17 protein-coding genes and 3 tRNA genes are annotated in these 19648 nt (G+C 39.3%); 13 read left to right on the forward strand and 7 right to left on the reverse strand.

Going from position 1 to position 19648, the window contains the following annotated elements; all coding sequences use genetic code 11:
- The first annotated feature begins 6 nt into the window (after positions 1 to 6).
- Positions 7 to 1026, forward strand: coding sequence for a UDP-glucose 4-epimerase GalE (gene galE, locus ACQ7EO_RS00460; protein WP_434278683.1), 1020 nt, complete (start codon positions 7 to 9; stop codon positions 1024 to 1026).
- Between the two features lie 55 nt (positions 1027 to 1081).
- Here galE and ACQ7EO_RS00465 read toward each other — a convergent pair whose 3' ends face one another.
- A complete protein-coding gene (locus ACQ7EO_RS00465) occupies positions 1082 to 2452 on the reverse strand; it encodes a phosphomannomutase CpsG (RefSeq protein ID WP_434278684.1) in 1371 nt (456 codons plus the stop codon).
- A gap of 416 nt (positions 2453 to 2868) precedes the next feature.
- Here ACQ7EO_RS00465 and ACQ7EO_RS00470 point away from each other — a divergent pair, with 416 nt between their 5' ends.
- Genes ACQ7EO_RS00470 through ACQ7EO_RS00480 form a run of 3 tightly spaced genes read left to right on the forward strand, consistent with a single transcriptional unit; the run spans position 2869 to position 7819 of the window.
- Entirely contained in the window at positions 2869 to 4434 is a 1566-nt protein-coding gene (locus tag ACQ7EO_RS00470; RefSeq protein ID WP_434278685.1) for a TolC family protein, read from the forward strand.
- On the forward strand, positions 4431 to 6566 hold the full coding sequence (locus ACQ7EO_RS00475) for a type I secretion system permease/ATPase (RefSeq protein ID WP_004723489.1): 2136 nt from the start codon (positions 4431 to 4433) through the stop codon (positions 6564 to 6566). Before ACQ7EO_RS00470 ends, ACQ7EO_RS00475 begins: the two co-directional genes overlap by 4 nt.
- Positions 6563 to 7819: an HlyD family type I secretion periplasmic adaptor subunit gene (locus ACQ7EO_RS00480; RefSeq protein ID WP_434278686.1), complete on the forward strand. Its 1257-nt coding sequence runs from the start codon at positions 6563 to 6565 to the stop codon at positions 7817 to 7819. Before ACQ7EO_RS00475 ends, ACQ7EO_RS00480 begins: the two co-directional genes overlap by 4 nt.
- 180 nt (positions 7820 to 7999) lie before the next feature.
- On the opposite strand, the gene ACQ7EO_RS00485 is transcribed toward ACQ7EO_RS00480, so the two are convergent.
- From ACQ7EO_RS00485 to ACQ7EO_RS00495, 3 genes are all read right to left on the reverse strand, one after another.
- Positions 8000 to 8075: transfer RNA gene (locus ACQ7EO_RS00485), tRNA-Gly, on the reverse strand.
- A 45-nt stretch (positions 8076 to 8120) separates the two neighbouring features.
- Positions 8121 to 8196 (reverse strand) — tRNA-Gly (locus ACQ7EO_RS00490).
- A 46-nt stretch (positions 8197 to 8242) separates the two neighbouring features.
- Positions 8243 to 8315: transfer RNA gene (locus ACQ7EO_RS00495), tRNA-Gly, on the reverse strand.
- A 216-nt stretch (positions 8316 to 8531) separates the two neighbouring features.
- On the opposite strand from ACQ7EO_RS00495, the gene ACQ7EO_RS00500 reads away from it, so the two are divergent.
- From ACQ7EO_RS00500 to ACQ7EO_RS00515, 4 genes are all read left to right on the forward strand, one after another.
- On the forward strand, positions 8532 to 8840 hold the full coding sequence (locus tag ACQ7EO_RS00500) for a BolA family protein (RefSeq protein WP_034614975.1): 309 nt from the start codon (positions 8532 to 8534) through the stop codon (positions 8838 to 8840).
- Positions 8841 to 8857: 17 nt separating this feature from the next.
- Positions 8858 to 9250, forward strand: a complete 393-nt coding sequence (locus ACQ7EO_RS00505; protein WP_434278687.1) for a SirB2 family protein — start codon at positions 8858 to 8860, stop codon at positions 9248 to 9250.
- Between the two features lie 85 nt (positions 9251 to 9335).
- Positions 9336 to 10172, forward strand: coding sequence for a ParA family protein (locus tag ACQ7EO_RS00510; RefSeq protein ID WP_004723483.1), 837 nt, complete (start codon positions 9336 to 9338; stop codon positions 10170 to 10172).
- Between the two features lie 13 nt (positions 10173 to 10185).
- Positions 10186 to 10599 (forward strand): hypothetical protein, encoded by a 414-nt coding sequence (locus tag ACQ7EO_RS00515; RefSeq protein WP_314339990.1) that lies wholly within the window; start codon positions 10186 to 10188, stop codon positions 10597 to 10599.
- A gap of 65 nt (positions 10600 to 10664) precedes the next feature.
- On the opposite strand, the gene ACQ7EO_RS00520 is transcribed toward ACQ7EO_RS00515, so the two are convergent.
- Complete coding sequence (locus tag ACQ7EO_RS00520) at positions 10665 to 11315, reverse strand: DedA family protein (protein WP_004823651.1); 651 nt, start codon at positions 11313 to 11315, stop codon at positions 10665 to 10667.
- 196 nt (positions 11316 to 11511) lie between these two features.
- Here ACQ7EO_RS00520 and ACQ7EO_RS00525 point away from each other — a divergent pair, with 196 nt between their 5' ends.
- The 4 genes from ACQ7EO_RS00525 to ACQ7EO_RS00540 all read left to right on the forward strand — a co-directional run bounded on the left by ACQ7EO_RS00525 (position 11512) and on the right by ACQ7EO_RS00540 (position 16144).
- Positions 11512 to 11928, forward strand: a complete 417-nt coding sequence (locus ACQ7EO_RS00525) for a DoxX family protein (protein ID WP_434278688.1) — start codon at positions 11512 to 11514, stop codon at positions 11926 to 11928.
- A gap of 295 nt (positions 11929 to 12223) precedes the next feature.
- On the forward strand, positions 12224 to 13792 hold the full coding sequence (gene guaA, locus ACQ7EO_RS00530; RefSeq protein WP_004823655.1) for a glutamine-hydrolyzing GMP synthase: 1569 nt from the start codon (positions 12224 to 12226) through the stop codon (positions 13790 to 13792).
- 462 nt (positions 13793 to 14254) lie between these two features.
- Positions 14255 to 15178, forward strand: a complete 924-nt coding sequence (locus ACQ7EO_RS00535) for a LysR substrate-binding domain-containing protein (protein WP_434278689.1) — start codon at positions 14255 to 14257, stop codon at positions 15176 to 15178.
- An 81-nt stretch (positions 15179 to 15259) separates the two neighbouring features.
- Positions 15260 to 16144, forward strand: coding sequence for an SDR family NAD(P)-dependent oxidoreductase (locus ACQ7EO_RS00540; RefSeq protein ID WP_434278690.1), 885 nt, complete (start codon positions 15260 to 15262; stop codon positions 16142 to 16144).
- Between the two features lie 177 nt (positions 16145 to 16321).
- Here ACQ7EO_RS00540 and ACQ7EO_RS00545 read toward each other — a convergent pair whose 3' ends face one another.
- Both ACQ7EO_RS00545 and ACQ7EO_RS00550 read right to left on the reverse strand, forming a co-directional pair.
- The gene (locus ACQ7EO_RS00545) at positions 16322 to 17089 is read right to left on the reverse strand and encodes a putative porin (protein WP_004823657.1); all 768 of its coding nucleotides are present in this window, start codon (positions 17087 to 17089) and stop codon (positions 16322 to 16324) included.
- 300 nt (positions 17090 to 17389) lie between these two features.
- A complete protein-coding gene (locus ACQ7EO_RS00550) occupies positions 17390 to 18268 on the reverse strand; it encodes a putative porin (RefSeq protein ID WP_342590792.1) in 879 nt (292 codons plus the stop codon).
- A 175-nt stretch (positions 18269 to 18443) separates the two neighbouring features.
- On the opposite strand from ACQ7EO_RS00550, the gene prfB reads away from it, so the two are divergent.
- A protein-coding gene (gene prfB / locus ACQ7EO_RS00555; protein ID WP_096735380.1) for a peptide chain release factor 2 occupies positions 18444 to 19539 on the forward strand; the annotation gives its coding sequence in 2 pieces (ribosomal slippage) (positions 18444 to 18515 and positions 18517 to 19539; 1095 coding nt in all).
- Positions 19540 to 19648 lie beyond the last annotated feature (109 nt).

The following is a 19648-nucleotide window of genomic DNA, read 5'->3' on the forward strand; positions in this document are numbered from 1 at the left end:
AAATTTATGGCAAATATTTTAGTAACAGGTGGTGCAGGTTATATCGGATCGCATACCTGTGTGGAGTTACTTGAGGCTGGGCATAAGGTTATTGTTCTAGATAATCTATCAAATAGCTCAGAAGAATCATTAAAACGTGTCCAAGAATTGACTGGAAAAACACTAAAATTTGTTCAAGGTGACATTCGTTATCAAAGTGATTTAGATCAAGTTTTTTCAAACAATAAAATCGATGCTGTGATTCATTTTGCAGGTTTAAAAGCAGTGGGGGAAAGCCAACAAATTCCACTGACTTACTTTGATCATAATATTGCAGGATCAGTTCAGTTGGCACAAGCGATGCAAAGAGCGGGTGTTTTTAATTTAGTTTTTAGTTCATCTGCAACAGTTTACGGAGAAAGCAATTCTTCCCCTTATCAGGAGGATATGCAACTAGGTCTACCGAATAATAATTATGGTCATACCAAGCTAATTGTTGAGCAATTATTGGAAAAACTATCAATTGCGGATAAGCACTGGTCGATTGCACTATTGCGTTATTTTAATCCTGTTGGTGCGCATAAGAGCGGTCGTATTGGCGAAGATCCATTAGGTATTCCAAATAATCTTATGCCTTATTTGACTCAAGTCGCTGTAGGTCGTAGAGAAAAGCTTTCTATTTTTGGAAATGATTACCCAACTCAAGATGGAACATGTGAAAGAGATTTTATTCATGTTGTCGATTTAGCAAAAGCACATGTTTTAGCTGTTGAAAATAGAATAAAAAGCCAAGGGTGTCGTGCTTGGAATATTGGGACTGGTCAGCCTATTTCAGTACTACAAATTAAGAGTACTTTTGAAAAAATAAATAATATCAGTATAAATTCAGAATTTGTAAGCCGACGAGCTGGTGATTTGCCGAGTTTTTATGCTAATGCATTGCGAGCTAATATAGAATTAGGTTGGACGCCAAAATATACTTTGGAAGATATGTTGGCAGACAGTTGGAATTGGCAAAAACAAAATCCAACAGGCTATCAAGCATAAATTTAACTGTAAAAAATAGGCGCATTAAGCGCCTATTTTTTATCGCCATTTAAAACTAACCCTGAATCAACTGAGTTAACTCATCTACATAGTCTTGCATTGGTTTTGGATTTTTATCTGCACGGCTTTCAATATTTAAGCGTAATAATGGCTCGGTATTGGATGCACGGACATTTAAACGCCATGCACCAAAATCAAGGCTAACACCGTCTGTTTGATCAATTGCAGGGGTTAAATCAGCAAAATGATCGAAGATTTTTTGAATGGTTTTTTGCGTATCTTCGACTTTAAAGTTGATTTCACCACTGCAAGGGAAACGTTCAATCATCCCTTCGACCAGACTTGATAACGATTGTTGAGTTTCTGATACCACTAAAATTGCTAATAACCAAGGGATCATTCCGCTGTCACAGTAAGCAAAATCACGGAAATAGTGATGTGCGCTCATCTCTCCGCCATAAGCTGCATTGTGTTCACGCATCACATCTTTAATAAAAGCATGTCCAGATTTAGATTGAACAGCAATTCCTTGATACTGCTCAATGATATCCAGTGTATTCCAGACTAAGCGAGGATCATGTACGATTTTTTCACCCGCTTGTTTTAACAAGAAGGCTTGGGCTAATAATCCGACTATATAATAGCCTTCAATAAATTGCCCTTTTTCGTCGAATAAGAAACAACGGTCAAAGTCACCATCCCATGCAATCCCCATATCCGCATGGTGTATTAAAACTGCATTGCGGGTGCTATCTCGATTTTCCACCAAAATTGGATTAGGAATACCATTTGGGAAAGTACCATCTGGATGATTATGGATTTTAATAAATTCTACTGGAATATTGAGCGCTTTGAATTTTTCTTCGATTGCGTCAACAACATGACCCGCTGCGCCATTGCCCGCATTCATCACCAGTTTAAGCGGGCGGATTTTGCTCGGATCAATATAGGTGAGTAGGTGTTCAATAAATTCAGGGAGGATATTATATTTTTGGGTTGAGCCTTTTTTCTCAACTTCAATAAACTGTTCCGATTCAGCCAACGATTGGATCTCTTTTAGTCCTGTATCTGCACTGATTGGTCGAGCATTTTCACGAACCAATTTCATACCATTGTAATCCATTGGGTTATGGCTTGCTGTGATTTCAATACCACCCTGAACATCAAGATGAAAAGCAGCAAAGTAAACTTCTTCTGTTCCCGTCATGCCAAGATCAAGAACATCTACCCCAGCATCATTTAAACCACGAATCGTAGCTTGTTTTAACGCTTCGCTGGTTAAACGGATATCACAACCAATGACAACAGTTTTGGGTTGATAGATTTGACCATAAGCACGGCCTACTTTATAAGCGATTTCTTCATTTAGCTCTGTGCCAAGTTTGCCTCGAATATCATAGGCTTTGAAACAAGTCAGTTTATTCATGTTCATCTTTATATTGTTTAAGGTTGGCTGGTAGTGAAACATCATTTTAACCTTAAAGTGTATAAGAAATTATATTGGAAGATGTAAATTTAGTTTGAAGAATAAAATTGAATACGTTTCGATTACACCAAGCTTATTTTTAATAATGTATTGGATCATCGGTCATGATTTGCACATTGTGGATTTACAGCTTTTGAGATGACCTATGTAGAATTTTATAATTCATGTGATAATGTTCACATTTTTTCGCTGTTAGTATTTGAATTTAAAATATTTTATTAAAGAAATTTAACTTTAAAAAGTAAAAATAAGCATTTGATTAGGTTTTATAATGTGTAGAATAGAAATAAGGTAGGGAAATAATTCAAAATAATTCAATACCGATAATTAAAAGCTTTTCTAGGTGCCATTCGCGAATGTTAATAGCAAAAAAGCCCACTATATTGTTAAAAAGTTTGAGTGCTGTAAGTTTATTGGTTCTATTGCAGAACAATGGTTATACACAAGAAACAAGCTACTTAAAAAATATCAAAGAAGGTGTGACAGGGTTGATAAAACCCAAGGATGATCAGTCATTTAGAACCGTTCAGCTCAAGGATTTGACCGATTTTAAATATCAACCCGATGCATATATAGGCAATCAGAATCAACTCCCTGTTGTAAAGCCATATACTGGACAAAAGGCTTCGCTCAATAATTTATATTTAGAACAAGCGCAAACACAAACAACCCATGCGTATTCAAACCAAGCAAAAATCTTAAGTCTTGAAGATGCGATTCAGATTGCAGTAAAAAGAAACCCCAATATTGCTCAAACAATTTCAACATTGGCAGGACAAAATGCCAATATTGACGTGGCAAAAGCGCAATATTACCCACAGTTAAAAGCGGGTATGAATACAGGTGATTTTACCTCCAATGATAAAGGTCGCCAATTGTATTCAGTTGAAGCCAATCAACTGCTTTATGACTTTGGTAAAGTAAAATCCAGTGTCACCACGCAACAAAATAAATTGGCAGTTGAGCAAGCCAATGTATTAATCAGTATTGATGATATCTCGACCCAAACCGCACGAGATATTTTATCCTTACTGCGCTATCGCAATATTATCAAAATAGCGCAAGATCAATTTAATGGGGTTAGTCGTTTACATGAGATTGCACGCTTAAGAGCAGATGCGGGAATTAGCAGCAATGCCGATCCTGTACAAGCACAAAGCTATGTTGAGTACGCACGTTCTTACTTAATCACACAGCAAAACTTTTTAAAACAACAAGAACAAAAATTACGCACATTATTGGGTTTTGATGTGAGCCAAATGGATTTTAATATTCCTGATGAGTTTGTAAAACAGTCTGGTCTTTATGATGATCCTGAAATGAATACCATTCCTACGATGATTGCAGCAAAAGCAGAGATTGATGTTGCACAGAGTCAGAAAAAACAAACCCAATTGAGTGCTTATCCAACGATTTCATTGGTGGGATCAGTCAGCAAAGCATTGAATGGTCAAAATCCAAATACTGGTTTAGAAAATGATACCGATGGTTCTGTTGGCGTGCAGATGTCGAGTAATTTTTATCAAGGTGGCGCACTGGGATCTCAAGTCAAGGCTGCAAATTTTGCTGAACAGGCTGCACGAGCAAAGTTGAATGCAACTTACCTAGATATTATGGATCAAACACAAATTGCACGAGAAAGTATTGAAAACACGGATAAGCAAATTTGGGTTCTATTGGATCGGGAGCGCTCAACAGCAAAAACCCGTGAGCTGTATGAAGAACAATATAAATTAGGCAAGCGTTCGATCTTAGATTTATTAAGTTCAGAACAATCCTATCAAAGTTCAAGAATAGAAAGGGAAGCGGCACGCTTTGATATTTATGACACGATCGCGGTGTATATCAAGGTAACCGGTAAAAGTAGAAATGCTTATCATTTAAATAACATTCAAATTCAGGGGTTTGAAGTTCAACCATGAATACAAAAACATTAAATTATCAACCCTGGTTACAAGCGATTATTACGGTTGCGCAGCATTATCGAATGCAACCTGCTGAAGAACAAATTCGTCTGCAACTGGATTGGAATAAATACACAAATATTGACGACATGTTATCCATTATTACCCGTCAAGTGGGTTTAAATGTTCGCAAAGCAGACTTTAGCACGGATGTATTGAATCCATGGCGGTTGCCCGTTGTTGTTGAATTTAACAATGGTCAAGTTGCAGTTATCGAGAAAGTCGACAATGAGGGCAATGCAAGCTTACAGCTAAGTGGTGATCAAGGCCTTTCACAAACTTTTAATTTGCATGAACTTCAAGCCAATGCCAGTCGCGTTTATATTTTTCGACCAGAAACATCGATTCCTGATGCACGTGTTGATGAATATATCAAACCTTATGAAAAAAGCTGGTTCTGGGACATCGTTTTAAAAGATTGGAAACGTTATACCGACATCATGGTTGCTTCAATGATTGCCAATATTCTGGCATTGGCGACCATTATTTTCTCTATGCAAGTCTATGACCGAGTTGTGCCTTCTCAATCTATTCCAACCTTGTGGGTACTCGCGGGTGGGGTGTTGATTGCAGCTGTTTTTGAGTTTGTGTTGCGCATTGCACGGGTTTATTTGTCAGACATTATTGGTAAGCGTGCAGATCTCAAGATTTCAGACCGCGTTTTTGGTCATGCACTGCGGATCCGTAATAAAGATCGCGCACGTTCAACAGGTTCGTTTATCTCACAGATTCGTGAACTTGAAGGCGTTCGTGAATTGGTGACCTCAACAACGATCAGTGCAATTGCTGACTTACCATTTTTCTTCCTGTTTTTAGCGATCTTCTGGATTATCGGGGGCAACATCTTTTGGGTGATGTTACTGGTTGTGCCATTGATGATTATTCCTGGCTTTTTGGTGCAGAAAAAGTTGGCTCAGTTGGCGACTGAAGGGATGCGAGAGTCTGCGATTCGCAACGCGATTTTGGTCGAAGCAGTTCAAGGTATTGAGGATATCAAGTTATTACGTGCTGAAGCCAGATTTCAAAATCAATGGAATCACATGAATGAAGTGTCTGCAGATGTCAGCATGCGGCAACGTAAAATTGTGGGTTGGTTAAATGCTTGGACACAAAAAATTCAAGGACTGACCTATGCAATTGTGGTTTTAGTGGGTTGTTTTGCGGTGATGAAAGGTGATATGACCACGGGGGCTTTGGTGGCGTGTTCGATTTTATCTTCACGTATGCTTGCACCGATTTCACAAGTTACAGGTGTACTCGGTCGTTGGCAGCAAGCCAAAGTGGCTAAAAATGGTTTAGATGAGCTGATGCAAAAGCCAGTAGACCGTCCTGATCGGGCACAATTGATTCAACGTAAAGTCCTTTCAGGTGATTATGATTTTAAAGGTGTGGTATTTAAATATACCGAAGATGATCCACGCCCAACTTTAGTCATTCCACAGTTAAAAATCCATGCAGGTGAAAAAGTTGCAATTCTTGGACGCAATGGCGCAGGAAAATCTAGCTTATTACAGCTACTTTCAGGAATGCAATTGCCCGTACAAGGCAAGATCAGTTTGGATGGTGTCGATCAATCTTTGCTTGATCCCGATGATATTCGTCGTGATATGGCATTACTAAATCAAAATGCTCATCTGTTTTTTGGGACCATCCGTGAAAATTTAACTTTGGGTGCACCATTGGCAAGCAATGATGAAATTATCCGTGCATTACAAATCACCAATGCTTTAGAAATCGTGGAACAAAAAAAGGAAGGTCTAGATCATCTTATTCTTGAAGGGGGTGTAGGATTCTCTGGAGGGCAGAAACAAGCATTGTTACTCACACGGTTATTGCTCCGAAATCCGAATATTGTGTTGTTGGATGAACCGACTGCTTCGATTGATGATGTTTCTGAAAAAGTATTGATACAGCATTTAAAAGAATGGCTAGGTCATCGGACCTTAGTGGTGGCGACGCATCGCCCTGCTGTTTTGCAACTTGTTGATCGTATTATCGTTGTGCATGAAGGGAAGATTATCAAAGATGGGCCACGTGATGCCATTCTAAATCCTGCACAGCAGGCAAATGCAGGAGGGACTTCAACATGAGTCAAGAAAAAAATGACCCAAATATCACAGTTCAAGAGGTTGAACCTGCTCAAGTCGATCATGCATCCAATATTTTACAGCGGCCAACCAATCCCTCTGCGTTAAAGTTCTCAGAACCACCGTTACCCAAATCCACATTTATTATTTGGATTGTTGCCATCGGTCTGCTGGCTTTCGTAATTTGGGCTTGTTTATTCAAATTGGAAGAAGTTTCTACAGGGACAGGTAAAGTTGTTCCGTCATCTAAAGAACAGACGATTCAATCTTTAGATGGTGGTGTGTTGACCAGCTTAGATGTTAAAGAAGGCGATATTATCCAGAAAGGGCAGACCCTTGCGCAAATTGACCCTACTCGATTTGAGTCCCAAGTCGGTGAAAGTCAAATGAAATTACTTGCGACATTGGCTACGGCAGCACGTTTAGAGGCTGAGGTGAATGGTACCGCAATCAAGTTTCCAAAAGAGGTTTTGGCCGTTCCTGCTTTGGTGAGAGAGGAAACTGCATTATATACTTCGCGTCGCGCAAATTTGGATGAGTCGATTACTGGTTTAAAGCACGCATTGTCTTTGGTTCAAAATGAATTGCAAATGACTCAACCTTTGGTGGCGAAAGGTGCTGCTTCTGAGGTTGAAGTGTTGCGTTTAAAACGAGATATCAATAATTTTGAAAATCAAATTAACGACAAGCGAAATGACTACTATGTAAAGTCACGTGAAGAATTGGCAAAAGCCAATGCCGATATCCAATCATTACAGCAAGTTGTTGCTGGTCGTAATGATTCGGTGAAACGCTCTACTTTTAAAGCGCCTGTACGTGGTGTGGTAAAAGAAATTGCGGTGACAACCATCGGTGGGGTTATTCCACAAAATGGTAAATTGATGACGATTGTACCAATTGATGAGCAGTTATTGATTGAAGCGCGTATTTCGCCACGAGATATTGCGTTTATTCATCCGGGTCAACCTGCATTGGTAAAAATTACAGCATATGATTATTCAATTTATGGTGGCTTAGAAGGGAAAGTAACGGTGATTTCTCCTGATACCATCCGCGATGAAGTTAAACAAGATCAGTTCTACTATCGAGTCTATATTCGGACCGATAAAGATAAGCTGACCAATAAGGCGGGGAAATCTTTCTCAATAACACCAGGTATGGTGGCAACGGTAGATATTCGGACCGGTCAAAAAACAATTATTGAATACTTGTTGAAACCGTTTAATAAAGCCAAAGAAGCGTTAAGAGAACGATAATTGTATCGTGTGGTGATTATTTTAAAAACCAATCTTCGGATTGGTTTTTTGTGCGTTTACAGTTTTGTGATCAACACGCTGATTGAGTGAATGCAGCATAAAGTGGGTAAGTATATTTTGATGATTTATAAGACAATAATGCAAAAAAGCCCCAATCTTTCGATCAGGGCTTTTTAAATTTGGAGCGGGAAAGGAGACTCGAACTCCCGACCCCAACCTTGGCAAGGTTATGCTCTACCAACTGAGCTATTCCCGCGGAGTCTGTCCAATTTTTTAAATAAAAAACTGAATAAAAAAATTTTGGAGCGGGAAAGGAGACTCGAACTCCCGACCCCAACCTTGGCAAGGTTATGCTCTACCAACTGAGCTATTCCCGCGGAGTCTGTCCAATTTTTTAAATAAAAAACTGAATAAAAAAATTTGAGCGGGAAAGGAGACTCGAACTCCCGACCCCAACCTTGGCAAGGTTATGCTCTACCAACTGAGCTATTCCCGCATGCGGTGTATAATACATCAACAGATGGTAGGGTCAAGATTTTTCTGCAAAGGAAAACACTAATTGCATAAAATAAAGACATTTTTATGAAAAAACTTCAAAATTCAATTTAAAAAATCAAATCGAACAGCAAAAGCTTTGCTGAACACACAGCGATGCTCAAAGAATCCGCTATACTATGTCATTCACCCATTGATCGATCTCTAAGGAATCAGTATGAGTTTAGAACAACAATTGATTGAAAGTTTAAATCAACTTGAGCCATCACATTTAGAAGTGATCAATGAGTCTGCTGGTCATGGCGGGTATTTTCCTGGAAAAGAGTCGCATTTTAAAGTGATCATTGTCAGTGAACAATTTGCAGGGTTACGTTTGGTACAACGCCACCAAAAAGTGTACGCAGAAGCCAAAGCCTTACTCAGCCCTGGAAAAATTCATGCCTTAGCGATCCATGCTTATCTTCCTAGTGAGTGGCAAGGTCAAGCCCCAGCAAGCCCAGACTGCGCTCATGCACCTAAAGCATAAAGTGCAGAGTAATTAAAATGGATACACATTTACTGATCAAAATCATTCATATGACCAGTGTTGGGTTATTAATCCTGGTTTTTGTTTTACGCGCTTCAACATTATTTATTGGAACACACAACCAGCAGCCGAATCCTAAAGGTCGAGTGGCTTTTGTTGCCTTGCAACATCTTTCCCTCACGGTGGTTATATTTACAGGGCTAACTTTATTGATTATGAACGATTTTAAAGTGCAGCCTTGGTTCTATGCGAAAATTATTTTGTTTATGGTTTTCCTTTCCTCACAAATAAAAGCCTATAAAAAGGATGATACCGTTCTTTTAGCACAACGCAGAGCTGGTTTAGTGATTGGCGGAATTGCCTTGTTTGCAACTTTAGTTTTGGTCGTGCTTAAACCAGTTTTTAGTTGATTGTTAGACATGAATTTCACACTTGTATAGCGTCTAGGTTAAACTAGATACAAGTTTAAAAATAATGATAGCTTAGGGAACTTGTATGCTAACTCGTGTGGTATTTAACCAAAAAGGCGGTGTAGGAAAATCAAGTATTACGGTGAATCTTGCTGCGATTAGTGCGTATCAAGGTTTTAAAACATTGGTGATTGATTTAGATCCTCAAGCAAATTCTAGCCAATATCTTTTGGGTGATGACGCCACCTATTCTGCTGAAAAAACTGCATTAGAGCCGAATATTGAAAACTTTTTTAATGATGTACTTGGGAATCATCAACAAAAAGGATTGATTGGCAATGCTATAGGTAGCCTTTTAAAAACAAAAAATAAAGGTTTTGAGCAATATATTCATCGTTCACCTTTTAAAGATTTGGATGTATTACCCGCCAGTCCGAGCTTAGGCGAGTTAGAGCATGCGTTAGAATCAAAGCATAAAATTTATAAGTTACGTGATGCGATTCAGACCTTAACCAGTCAATATGAGCGTATTTATATTGATACACCGCCAGCATTTAACTTTTTTACCTTATCAGCACTGATCTCAGCAGATCGTGTTCTGATTCCGTTTGATTGTGATGTATTTTCAAAACGTGCATTACAGACGCTTATTCAAAATGTCATTGAAACTCAAGATGATCATAATGATCGACTTGAAATCGAAGGCATTGTGGTCAATCAATATCAAGCTCAGGCAAAATTACCGCGTGAAGTGGTACAACAGCTTAAAGATGAAGGTTTACCGGTTTTAGAAAATATGTTGCCACCTTCTGTACTAATGAAAGAATCGCATCATAAAAATCTGCCATTAATTCATTTGGCTACAGATCATAAATTGACTCAAGCCTATCAATCATTGTTCAATGAGATTGATAAAAAATAATTTCGAGATCGTGATGAAATCATTGAAAATGACTTCTGTTAAATTATCAGTCGTTGCCTTAACGGCGATTGTCGTATCTGCTTGTACGACGACGGTTAAACCCACTTATGTATCGCCTACCCAGTATCAGGCGATGAACTGTTTGCAATTGACGACAGAATTTAATCGTATTCAGCAATACATTAATAATGGTGTACAACCTGCGAAACGTACAGGTGTAGGTGTTGGATTAGGTGTTGGTGGTGGTTGGGGCAGCGGTGGCTGGGGTTGGGGGATTGGTCCAAGTATTTCTGTAAACTTAGGGCAATCTTCAAATACCAAAAATACTGAGCTTTCCCGACTGTATGGTGAGCAAGATGCCTTGTCTCAGGCGGCTCAATTTAAGAACTGCCCTTACGTCCCGAAACGTCAGGAAGTTAAAAAATAACGGGTTTTACCCATAAAAAAGCCGATTTTAGAAATCGGCTTTTTTATCATCTTTAAATATGCTGTTTATTGATTATTGGGCATTTTATTTTTATTAAAAAATTTATGACGAATATAACCAATCACACCAGGTAACACACTGAGAATAATGATACCGAAAACCAAATGGGTGAAATTATCTTTCACAATTGGCATATTACCGAATAAATAACCCAAGGTAATAAACGAGCCAACCCAGCAAATTGCACCGACTGCATTATAGGTTAAGAAATATTTATAATTCATGCTTCCTGCACCTGCAACAAAGGGTGCAAAAGTACGGGCAAAAGGGATAAAACGGGCAAAAATAATGGTTTTTCCACCATGCTTTTCAAAAAACTGTGATGTTTTCAGCAAGTGTTGTTTGTTGATAAATTTAGAATCAATTTCAAAAACACGCGGTCCGACATATTTCCCAATATGATAATTGAGGGTATCGCCGAGCACTGCTGCAATAAATAGCAGAGTGATTAAAACCACAGGATCCATTGCACCCGTCGAAGCAGCTAAAGCGCCGGCAGCAAAAAGTAAGCTATCCCCAGGCAGGAATGGCATTACCACGAGACCTGTTTCAACAAAAATAATCAGGAATAAAATTCCATACACCCAGATACCATAATTTCTAATAAATTCAAACAGGTGTTCGTCTACGTGCAAAATAAAGTCAATCAGATCCATAAGGCAGAAACTATGCGAATTGGTGCACAAATCCTAGCAGTGTGAGTTATGAAAGTCAGTATTAAAAAGTAATTTTTTAAAACTTATTATTGTTCTTAATTTGCAACGATGAGTTTAGTTTTTAAGTATTTAACTTGAAATGTTTAGTGATTAATATGTATACATCTTCAGAACGAAATACAAATTAGGTCACACCATGTTTAATCCAAATGTTGTTGTTAAAAATATTGTGAATCAACCCACCGCCAATGCGAGCATTGCATTGATTGCACGTATTCTTATGGCGTATATCTTTCTTGTTGCAGGTTGGGGCAAAATCACGGCTTACAGTGCAACTGTCAGTTATATGGAATCAATGGGTGTACCAGGTGCCATGTTACCTTTAACCATTCTGGTTGAGTTCGGTGGTGGTTTGGCATTATTATTTGGTTTTCAGGCACGCTTTGCAGCATTTGGTTTGGGCGTATTTAGTTTGATTACTGCATTCCTATTTCATGGTGGTGAAGCAGATGCAATTAACTTTATGAAAAACTTCGCAATGGCAGGTGGTTTGTTTTTCTTGATGTTGCATGGTGCAGGCAAATTGAGTCTTGATCATCTAATAGAAAAATAATTTAAAGATAAATAAAGCTTTGAAAAGCCAGATCTGTATCTGGCTTTTTTGTGTGTTCATTTAGCGCTATTCAAATGGATCAATTGGTTTATGCTATCTAAAAATATTCAATTCAGTTTTAACAATGACTCCCAGTGAACTGATGAGCATCAGTAAAGCCAAAATGAACCTATAAGCTGATTATTTAAAATGTTTTTTTACAAAGCAAAGTAACTTGATTGAATGGAGTGCGTATGGCTTATAAAAATGATAGAATATGGCGCTTATATTCGTTTGCCTGCATAGTTGTTGACTCATGACTACCAATACTCAAATTACTGAAGATCGTATCCTTATCTTGGATTTCGGTTCTCAATATAGCCAGCTTATTGCACGCCGTGTACGTGAAGCTGGTGTATATTCTGAAATGTATGCTTTTGATATGTCTGAAGAAGACATTCGCGCGTTTAATCCGAACGGTATCATCTTATCTGGTGGTCCTGAAAGTGTGCATGAGGAAGGTAGTCCACGTGCGCCAGAAGTTGTGTTCAACTTGGGTGTACCTGTATTGGGGATCTGCTATGGTCTGCAAACCATGTCAGAACAACTTGGCGGTAAAGTAGAGCCAGGTACTGTACATGAATTTGGTTATGCAGCAGTTGACGTTTTAGTACGTGATCAATTGCTTGGTGATTTAAATGATGGTGATGACAAACTTAATGTTTGGATGAGCCACGGTGACAAAGTTTCTGCGATTCCAGCAGGCTTTAAAGTGACTGCAAGCACACCAAGCTGTCCATTTGCTGCAGTGAGTGATGAAACGCGTCGTTTCTACGGGGTGCAATTCCACCCAGAAGTGACACATACTGCCAAAGGCGCAGAGTTACTGTCTAACTTCGTTCATAGCATTTGTGGTTGCCGTAATCTTTGGAATTCTGAAAACATTATTGATTTACGTGTTGAACAATTACGTGAACAAATTGGTGATCAAAAAGTTCTTTTAGGTCTTTCAGGTGGTGTTGACTCATCTGTAGTTGCAGCATTGTTGCATAAAGCAATCGGTGACCAACTGACTTGTGTGTTTGTAGACAATGGCTTACTTCGTTTAAACGAAGGTGAGCAAGTGATGGACATGTTTGCGAAAAACATGGGGATCCGTGTGATTCGTGCTGATGCAGAAGAACGTTTCTTATCTGCACTTGCAGGCGAAGTTGATCCTGAGAAAAAACGTAAAATCATTGGTCGTGAATTTATCGAAGTTTTTGCTGAAGAAGCACGTAAGCTTGATGGCGTAAACTTCCTTGCGCAAGGTACGATTTACCCTGACGTGATTGAGTCTGCGGCAACTAAAAATGGTAAAGCGCATGTGATTAAATCACACCATAATGTGGGTGGTTTACCAGAAGATCTAGCATTTGAATTGGTTGAGCCAATCCGTGACCTATTTAAAGATGAAGTACGTCGTTTAGGTACAACTTTAGGTTTACCACATGAAATGCTTTATCGTCATCCATTCCCAGGTCCAGGTTTGGGTGTGCGTATCTTGGGTGAAGTGAAAAAAGAATATGCTGATATTCTTCGTCTTGCTGATGACATCTTTATGCAAGAGCTTCGTGCAAGTGGTTGGTATGATAAAACTGCACAAGCATTTGCAGTATTCCAACCAGTAAAATCGGTGGGTGTCGTGGGTGATGGCCGTCGTTATGCATGGGTCATTGCACTTCGTGCCGTGGAAACGGTTGACTTTATGACAGCTCGTTTTGCCCATCTTCCATATGAGTTGGTGGATAAAATCTCAACACGTATCATGAATGAAATTAAAGATGTTTCTCGTGTGGTGTATGACGTATCTTCTAAACCACCAGCAACAATTGAATGGGAGTAATTCAGGGATTTCAAGAAGCGAAGCTTCTTGCCTGAATTACGCCAAGGGCTATGCCCGCGGCAGCAGGGTTTCAAAATGCAACGCATTTTGCTGATTTTACGCCAAGATGCCCGCGGCAGTAGGGTTTTAAGAAGCGAAGCTTCTTGCCTGAATTACGCCAAGAGCCGTGCTCGCGGCAGTTAGGGATTTCTGTCCAAATTTCCTTTTAAAAAGAGCGCTTAGGCGCTCTTTTTTGTTTGATCATCTTGCAGCTTAAATTTATAAGAAAAAAAGAGGCGTGGCTCATCATGAAGGATAAATATCATTATTATTGGATGTTCTCAATCTACAGATACCCACTTTAAAAAGTGAATCATCATAATAGTTTCAGCATCACGATCACTAGTATCAGGCTCGACCAGTAGTCTGATTGATCATATTATTTGAATATAAATGCATGCATAGTGATATAAATAAAGTCTTATGATAGAAACCAGATTGCTTCACCAGTTCATTGCTGTAGCCGAGGAATTGCATTTCAATCGGGCAGCTGTGCGGCTTCACATGGCACAGCCGCCACTAAGCCAAGCTATTCGTCGGTTGGAACAGCAGATTGGTACACCACTGTTTGAGCGTTCCAATCGTAGTGTATCACTAACGCCGGCTGGTACAGTCTTTTTAGCCTCGGCTAAAAAAGTACTTTATCTTCTTGATGATAGTGTTGAACAAGCCCGACGTGTGGCACAAGGTATAGAAGGTCATCTCAGGTTAACTTTCATTAACATCACACCTTATGTCGGATTACTTTCAGCAATACGACATTTCCATTCTACACATACTGCTGTTTCATTTACGATGCAGGAAGCCACGACACAAGAACAGGTTGAAGCTCTAGAAGGTGGTAATGCTGATCTTGGTTTTATGAGAAGGCCTGGTAGAACCGCACCAGGTCTTCGGTTTGAGCCCATTTTGAGAGAGTCCATCGTGGTCGCTCTGCCGAGTACACACCCTCTTGCAAACTCTGAGACCGTCTCGCTGATTGAGCTTTGTAAAGAGGCTTTTGTTTCATCACCCCGACATTTGGGTCAGGGTTTCCATGACCAACTGATCCAGCTTTGTCAGGCGGCAGGTTTTGTTCCACGTATTGCCCAGCAAGCAAGACAACTTCAGACACTGGTGGCCTTAGTTGCTGGTGGTTTTGGTGTTGCATTATTGCCAGCTTCACTTGTACAGCACGAGCGAAAGGACGTGGTATTTCGCCCAATTCGGGTGGATGCGCCAGATTCATTACTGCATGTCGAATTGCTGATGGTATGGAATGAACACAAACACTGCGCAATTCGGGACAGATTGATTGATGCAGTACGTGACATAATGGTATCAGAGCCGAAGATTGAGATCTTTTAAATATTGTTTTGGTATAAATAATATATTTTACGGACTTAGATAGATGTTCCATCATCATGACATTGAGGTTTGCGAAGATGCATGATGGAACAGAAATACACGCACACAAATAAAATTTTTAAAGATAGAGTTGCTATTGTCACTGGTGCAGGCCAAGGGCTTGGACGCGCTTATGCACAAGCATTGCTTGATCGTGGTGCTCGTGTTGTAATCAGTGACTTAGGTACAGATCGGCTTGGTCAGGGAGCTGATGAGAGCCTGATTGCCGAGACAGTCCGTGCTTTGAAAGCCTATGATGGGCAGTTAATTGCACACAGTGGACGCCTAGATCATAAGGCAGGTTGCAAGCAGCTTGTGGCGCTGACCATTGAGAAATTTGGCGGGTTGGACATTTTGATTCATAACGCTGGATGGGTGGGCTATCAGTCAATAGAGGATCAGGACGATGGTTTTCTTGAGCGTGCAATTGGTATTAATGTGCGTGCACCGATTTGGTTAAGCAAGTATGCTTGGGCGCATCTCAAGCAATCTTCATCTGCACGGATTGTACTGAACACGTCTGACCGTGCCATGTATCAACAGTATGCACAGTCGGGCCTTGTTGCTTATGCGGCGGGTAAAATGGCTCAAGTGGGAATCATGAATGCCTTAAGCAAAGAAGGTGAATCGTCTGGTATTCTGGTCAATGCAATCTCTCCTGTTGCGAAAACCCGTATGTGGGGAATGACTCAACCATCTGAGGACCTCAAACCAGAATGGGTAAGCCCAGGTGTTCTCTATTTGGCGAGCTCATTATGCCAAGATACAGGTATCATTCTCCGTGCCAGTAATAGCCAGTTTACAGCAACACGTTTTTGCGAGAATCCAGAGGTTATTTATCCTGAACATCTAGCACGAGTTGAATGTTTCAGTATGGAAGATATCGCTAAAAATTGGCAACGTATCAAGGAGTTTAGTGAAGCGTAATAATCAACAATACGCAATTTATATGAGCGAATAACTATTATTACTTAACTTCTCTCGCTTTTGTGTAATGTTGCCAAGGTCACTTTACTTAATGATACATACACATATAAAAAAGCCAATCAACGCATTGATTGGCTTTTGTTGCTCCAAAAGAGCGATTGCTAAATGGATTTAAACTTAGAAACGGTATCCAGCACGAACGCCGTAAGTGTTGTAGTTATCACCAAAACCTACACGACCTTCTAAGCTAACGTTTTGATTAAAGAATTTCTTCGCAGAAATACCCCATTCATCACGATCAGTTAAATCATTGTTGTAGTAGTCAGCACCTACACTTAAGGTCTTATCTAAATACAAGTCACCACGTACTTTGTATTCATCCAAGTCACCAAATGCACCAAATGCTTCAAAGTTAGCATCATATTGACCAACTTTAGTTACATATTTAGCACGTACAGTTGGGTCTGCGCCGTCATCACCATTTTTAACATCATAACCCGTTACACCAAGTGCAAGTAATAAACCAGGAGCTGGTAAATAACCCACTTCAGCGCCATAAGTTGTTACTTTATTGTCGATGTTGGTGTTATCAACTTCAAGTTCATCACGACCTACACGACCACTTACATAGAAGTCTGAGTTAGGTACATAGTATTCAAGACCTGCGCCATATTGACTATCTTTTACACCATCATTTTTGGCATAATTTACATTGGCTTTTACATTACTTGCGCGATCTAAGAATGCAGCCTCATTAAGTGGTGAATTACGAGTTTGTACTGGTTTGAAATAATAAGTACCATCTACACCAAAGCTATGAGTTGCATCAAAATTATCTGGATCATTATATGTATATGAACCACCAACTTCGGCTTGGTAAGCATGTGCAGTGCCAGTTAAAGCGGCTACGGAAAAGATTGCAGATGCGATTGCTAATTTTTTCATGGAATTCGCCCCTATGAAGAATTGATTGATTTATACATGTTTGGTTACAATTTCGAGTCTAGGGCAAATATAAAAATCGTCAACCACGCTATAGTAACTGGAATGTAATATTAGTGAGTTTATGTAATAATATTGAATTAAGTTGTTGAAAATAAATACATAAAACTTATGTGTTGTTTTATTAAAATTGTGTAGATAGTGTGGATATTGGTACGCTTTGAGTAAGAGTTAGACATAATTTGTAATAAAAAAGGCATTTCAGAAATGAAATGCCTCAAAATTTTTTGGCTTTCTAAGTACTTAAAAACGGAAAGTTCCATTCACATTATAAAGATTCATACCACTGCTAAAACCTGCTTCAGCACCAATAGCAACATTTTCATTCACAAAGTATTTGCTACGAAACCAGAGGAAATTATTATTGCTTTCATCATCATCTTTTAAACTATATGCACTGCCGATACTGAAAGCATGGGTCAAATAGTAATCTGCAGCAAAGATAACATTATTCTCATCGCCAAACACACCATTCGCTTCAAGATTTAAATAATGTCCATTTTGACCAATTGGCATTACATATTTAATTTTAGCGGCAAAATCCGTTTCATCATCAAGATATTTATCACCACTGAAACCATCGACACCTGCTGCAATGAGCAAATTGCTGATCGGCATATAGCCCACCAATGCGCGATAAGTGGTGACGTTATAATCATTTTTATAACGAACTGAACCATAATTTGAATCTATGTTGCTTTTTATTTTGACTATGCCAAGTCCAATCTCACCATTGAGATAGAATTGTTCATGAAAATATTCTAAGCCACCTGTAAAGTAATGAAGATCTTTTTCATCTTTTGCTCGAGCAAGCTCATAAAATGTGCTTGTAGATAAAGGATCATAGGTTAAGTAGTCCTGACTTTCGATAGTACGATAAGCGTAACCACCATAGACATTGCTATTACGGCCTAAAAATGCTGCCTCATTCAATGGGTTGTTTTTGATTTGTACAGGATCAAAATAGTATTTGCCTTTAATATCGGCTTGATAGTCTTGATCAATGTAATTGTTATCATGATCAAAAGATCTAAACCCAGCATCAAATTGCACATTGTAGGCAAAACTAGAACAGCTGATTGCGGTTAAAGCGAAAAATAAAAGAGATTGTTTCATAAGTATCCTAAATTTTTTTGTGGTGTTGTAAGGTCAGAGTTTTGTTACAAAAAAACAACATTGTTCACAAAAACTACACTGTAGTCAATTGTGTTGTCTAAAAAATGCCATATCTCAACTTTTTCCACTCTGTGGTAGAATGCGTGCGAATTAAAAGACGTCAAATGTGAGATTAAAACTCGTGGAAATTAATCCTTATCTAGTTCAGCTAAAAGACTTAAATGACCGTGGTCTAACACTACGGGGGTATCTTTGACTACGATCTAAAGAAAGAGCGTTTAGAAGAGGTTCTCCGCGAGTTAGAAGATCCAGCGATCTGGAATGATCAAAGCCGCGCACAGGCGATGGCAAAAGAAAAAGGCGAGCTTGAAAACGTGATCAACGTTTTAGAAGGCTTGGCGACACAGCTTGATGATGCACAAGCCATGCTTGATCTTGCTGTTGAAGCGGATGATGAAAGCTTATTGGCAGATGTTCAGTCTGAATTGACTGCAGCGGAAGAAGAGTTAGCAAAACTTGAATTCCGTCGTATGTTTAGTAATCCAATGGACCCAAATCCATGTTATGTGGAAATTCAAGCTGGTTCAGGCGGTACTGAAGCACAAGATTGGGCTTCAATGTTGTTACGTATGTATATGCGTTGGATCGAACGTCATGGCTTTAAAGCAGAATTGATGGAAGAATCAGATGGTGATGTTGCAGGGATTAAATCTGCAACAATCCGTGTTGAAGGCGAGTATGCTTATGGTTGGTTACGTACCGAATCTGGCGTTCACCGTTTAGTGCGTAAGTCACCATTTGACTCAGGTAATCGCCGTCATACCTCATTCTCGGCAGTATTTGTATCACCTGAAGTGGACGATAATATTGAGATCGATATTAATCCTGCTGACGTGCGTACAGATACATATCGTGCATCTGGTGCAGGCGGTCAGCATATTAACAAAACCGACTCAGCAGTACGTTTGACTCACGCACCCACTGGGATTGTGGTGGCATGTCAGAACCAGCGTTCACAACATGCAAACCGTGATCATGCTTGGAAACAGTTACGTGCAAAATTGTACGAATTGGAAATGAGTAAGCGTAATGAAGCTGCTCAAGCACTTGAAGATTCAAAATCGGATATCGGCTGGGGCAGTCAGATTCGTTCATATGTACTGGATGACTCTCGTATTAAAGATCTGCGTACTGGTGTTGAGAACTCGAACACGGGTGCAGTATTGGATGGCGATCTAGATAAATTTATTGAAGCCAGCTTGAAACAAGGTCTTTAATTTAAATTTTTAACAAAAGCAAAGCTTTATCCGTATTTTTGCAATATATCTAAAAAAATCGATATTAAAATCGAAAAAATGCGATATATTGGGTGCAAAGATGCTGAAT

Origin of the sequence: Acinetobacter sp. CE-15 (assembly GCF_051059255.1) — a bacterium.
Taxonomy (GTDB): domain Bacteria; phylum Pseudomonadota; class Gammaproteobacteria; order Pseudomonadales; family Moraxellaceae; genus Acinetobacter; species Acinetobacter guillouiae.

Excerpts from the sequence above, each read along its gene's own strand:
- ACQ7EO_RS00475 (WP_004723489.1), top strand. The coding sequence starts at position 4,431 with ATGAATACAAAAACATTAAATTATCAACCCTGGTTACAAGCGATTATT.
- ACQ7EO_RS00510 (WP_004723483.1), top strand. The coding sequence starts at position 9,336 with ATGCTAACTCGTGTGGTATTTAACCAAAAAGGCGGTGTAGGAAAATCA.
- guaA (WP_004823655.1), top strand. The coding sequence starts at position 12,224 with ATGACTACCAATACTCAAATTACTGAAGATCGTATCCTTATCTTGGAT.
- ACQ7EO_RS00525 (WP_434278688.1), top strand. The coding sequence starts at position 11,512 with ATGTTTAATCCAAATGTTGTTGTTAAAAATATTGTGAATCAACCCACC.
- ACQ7EO_RS00465 (WP_434278684.1), bottom strand. The coding sequence starts at position 2,452 with ATGAATAAACTGACTTGTTTCAAAGCCTATGATATTCGAGGCAAACTT.
- galE (WP_434278683.1), top strand. The coding sequence starts at position 7 with ATGGCAAATATTTTAGTAACAGGTGGTGCAGGTTATATCGGATCGCAT.
- ACQ7EO_RS00505 (WP_434278687.1), top strand. The coding sequence starts at position 8,858 with ATGGATACACATTTACTGATCAAAATCATTCATATGACCAGTGTTGGG.
- ACQ7EO_RS00545 (WP_004823657.1), bottom strand. The coding sequence starts at position 17,089 with ATGAAAAAATTAGCAATCGCATCTGCAATCTTTTCCGTAGCCGCTTTA.
- ACQ7EO_RS00515 (WP_314339990.1), top strand. The coding sequence starts at position 10,186 with ATGAAATCATTGAAAATGACTTCTGTTAAATTATCAGTCGTTGCCTTA.
- ACQ7EO_RS00540 (WP_434278690.1), top strand. The coding sequence starts at position 15,260 with ATGATGGAACAGAAATACACGCACACAAATAAAATTTTTAAAGATAGA.
- ACQ7EO_RS00500 (WP_034614975.1), top strand. The coding sequence starts at position 8,532 with ATGAGTTTAGAACAACAATTGATTGAAAGTTTAAATCAACTTGAGCCA.
- ACQ7EO_RS00520 (WP_004823651.1), bottom strand. The coding sequence starts at position 11,315 with ATGGATCTGATTGACTTTATTTTGCACGTAGACGAACACCTGTTTGAA.
- ACQ7EO_RS00480 (WP_434278686.1), top strand. The coding sequence starts at position 6,563 with ATGAGTCAAGAAAAAAATGACCCAAATATCACAGTTCAAGAGGTTGAA.
- ACQ7EO_RS00535 (WP_434278689.1), top strand. The coding sequence starts at position 14,255 with ATGATAGAAACCAGATTGCTTCACCAGTTCATTGCTGTAGCCGAGGAA.
- ACQ7EO_RS00470 (WP_434278685.1), top strand. The coding sequence starts at position 2,869 with ATGTTAATAGCAAAAAAGCCCACTATATTGTTAAAAAGTTTGAGTGCT.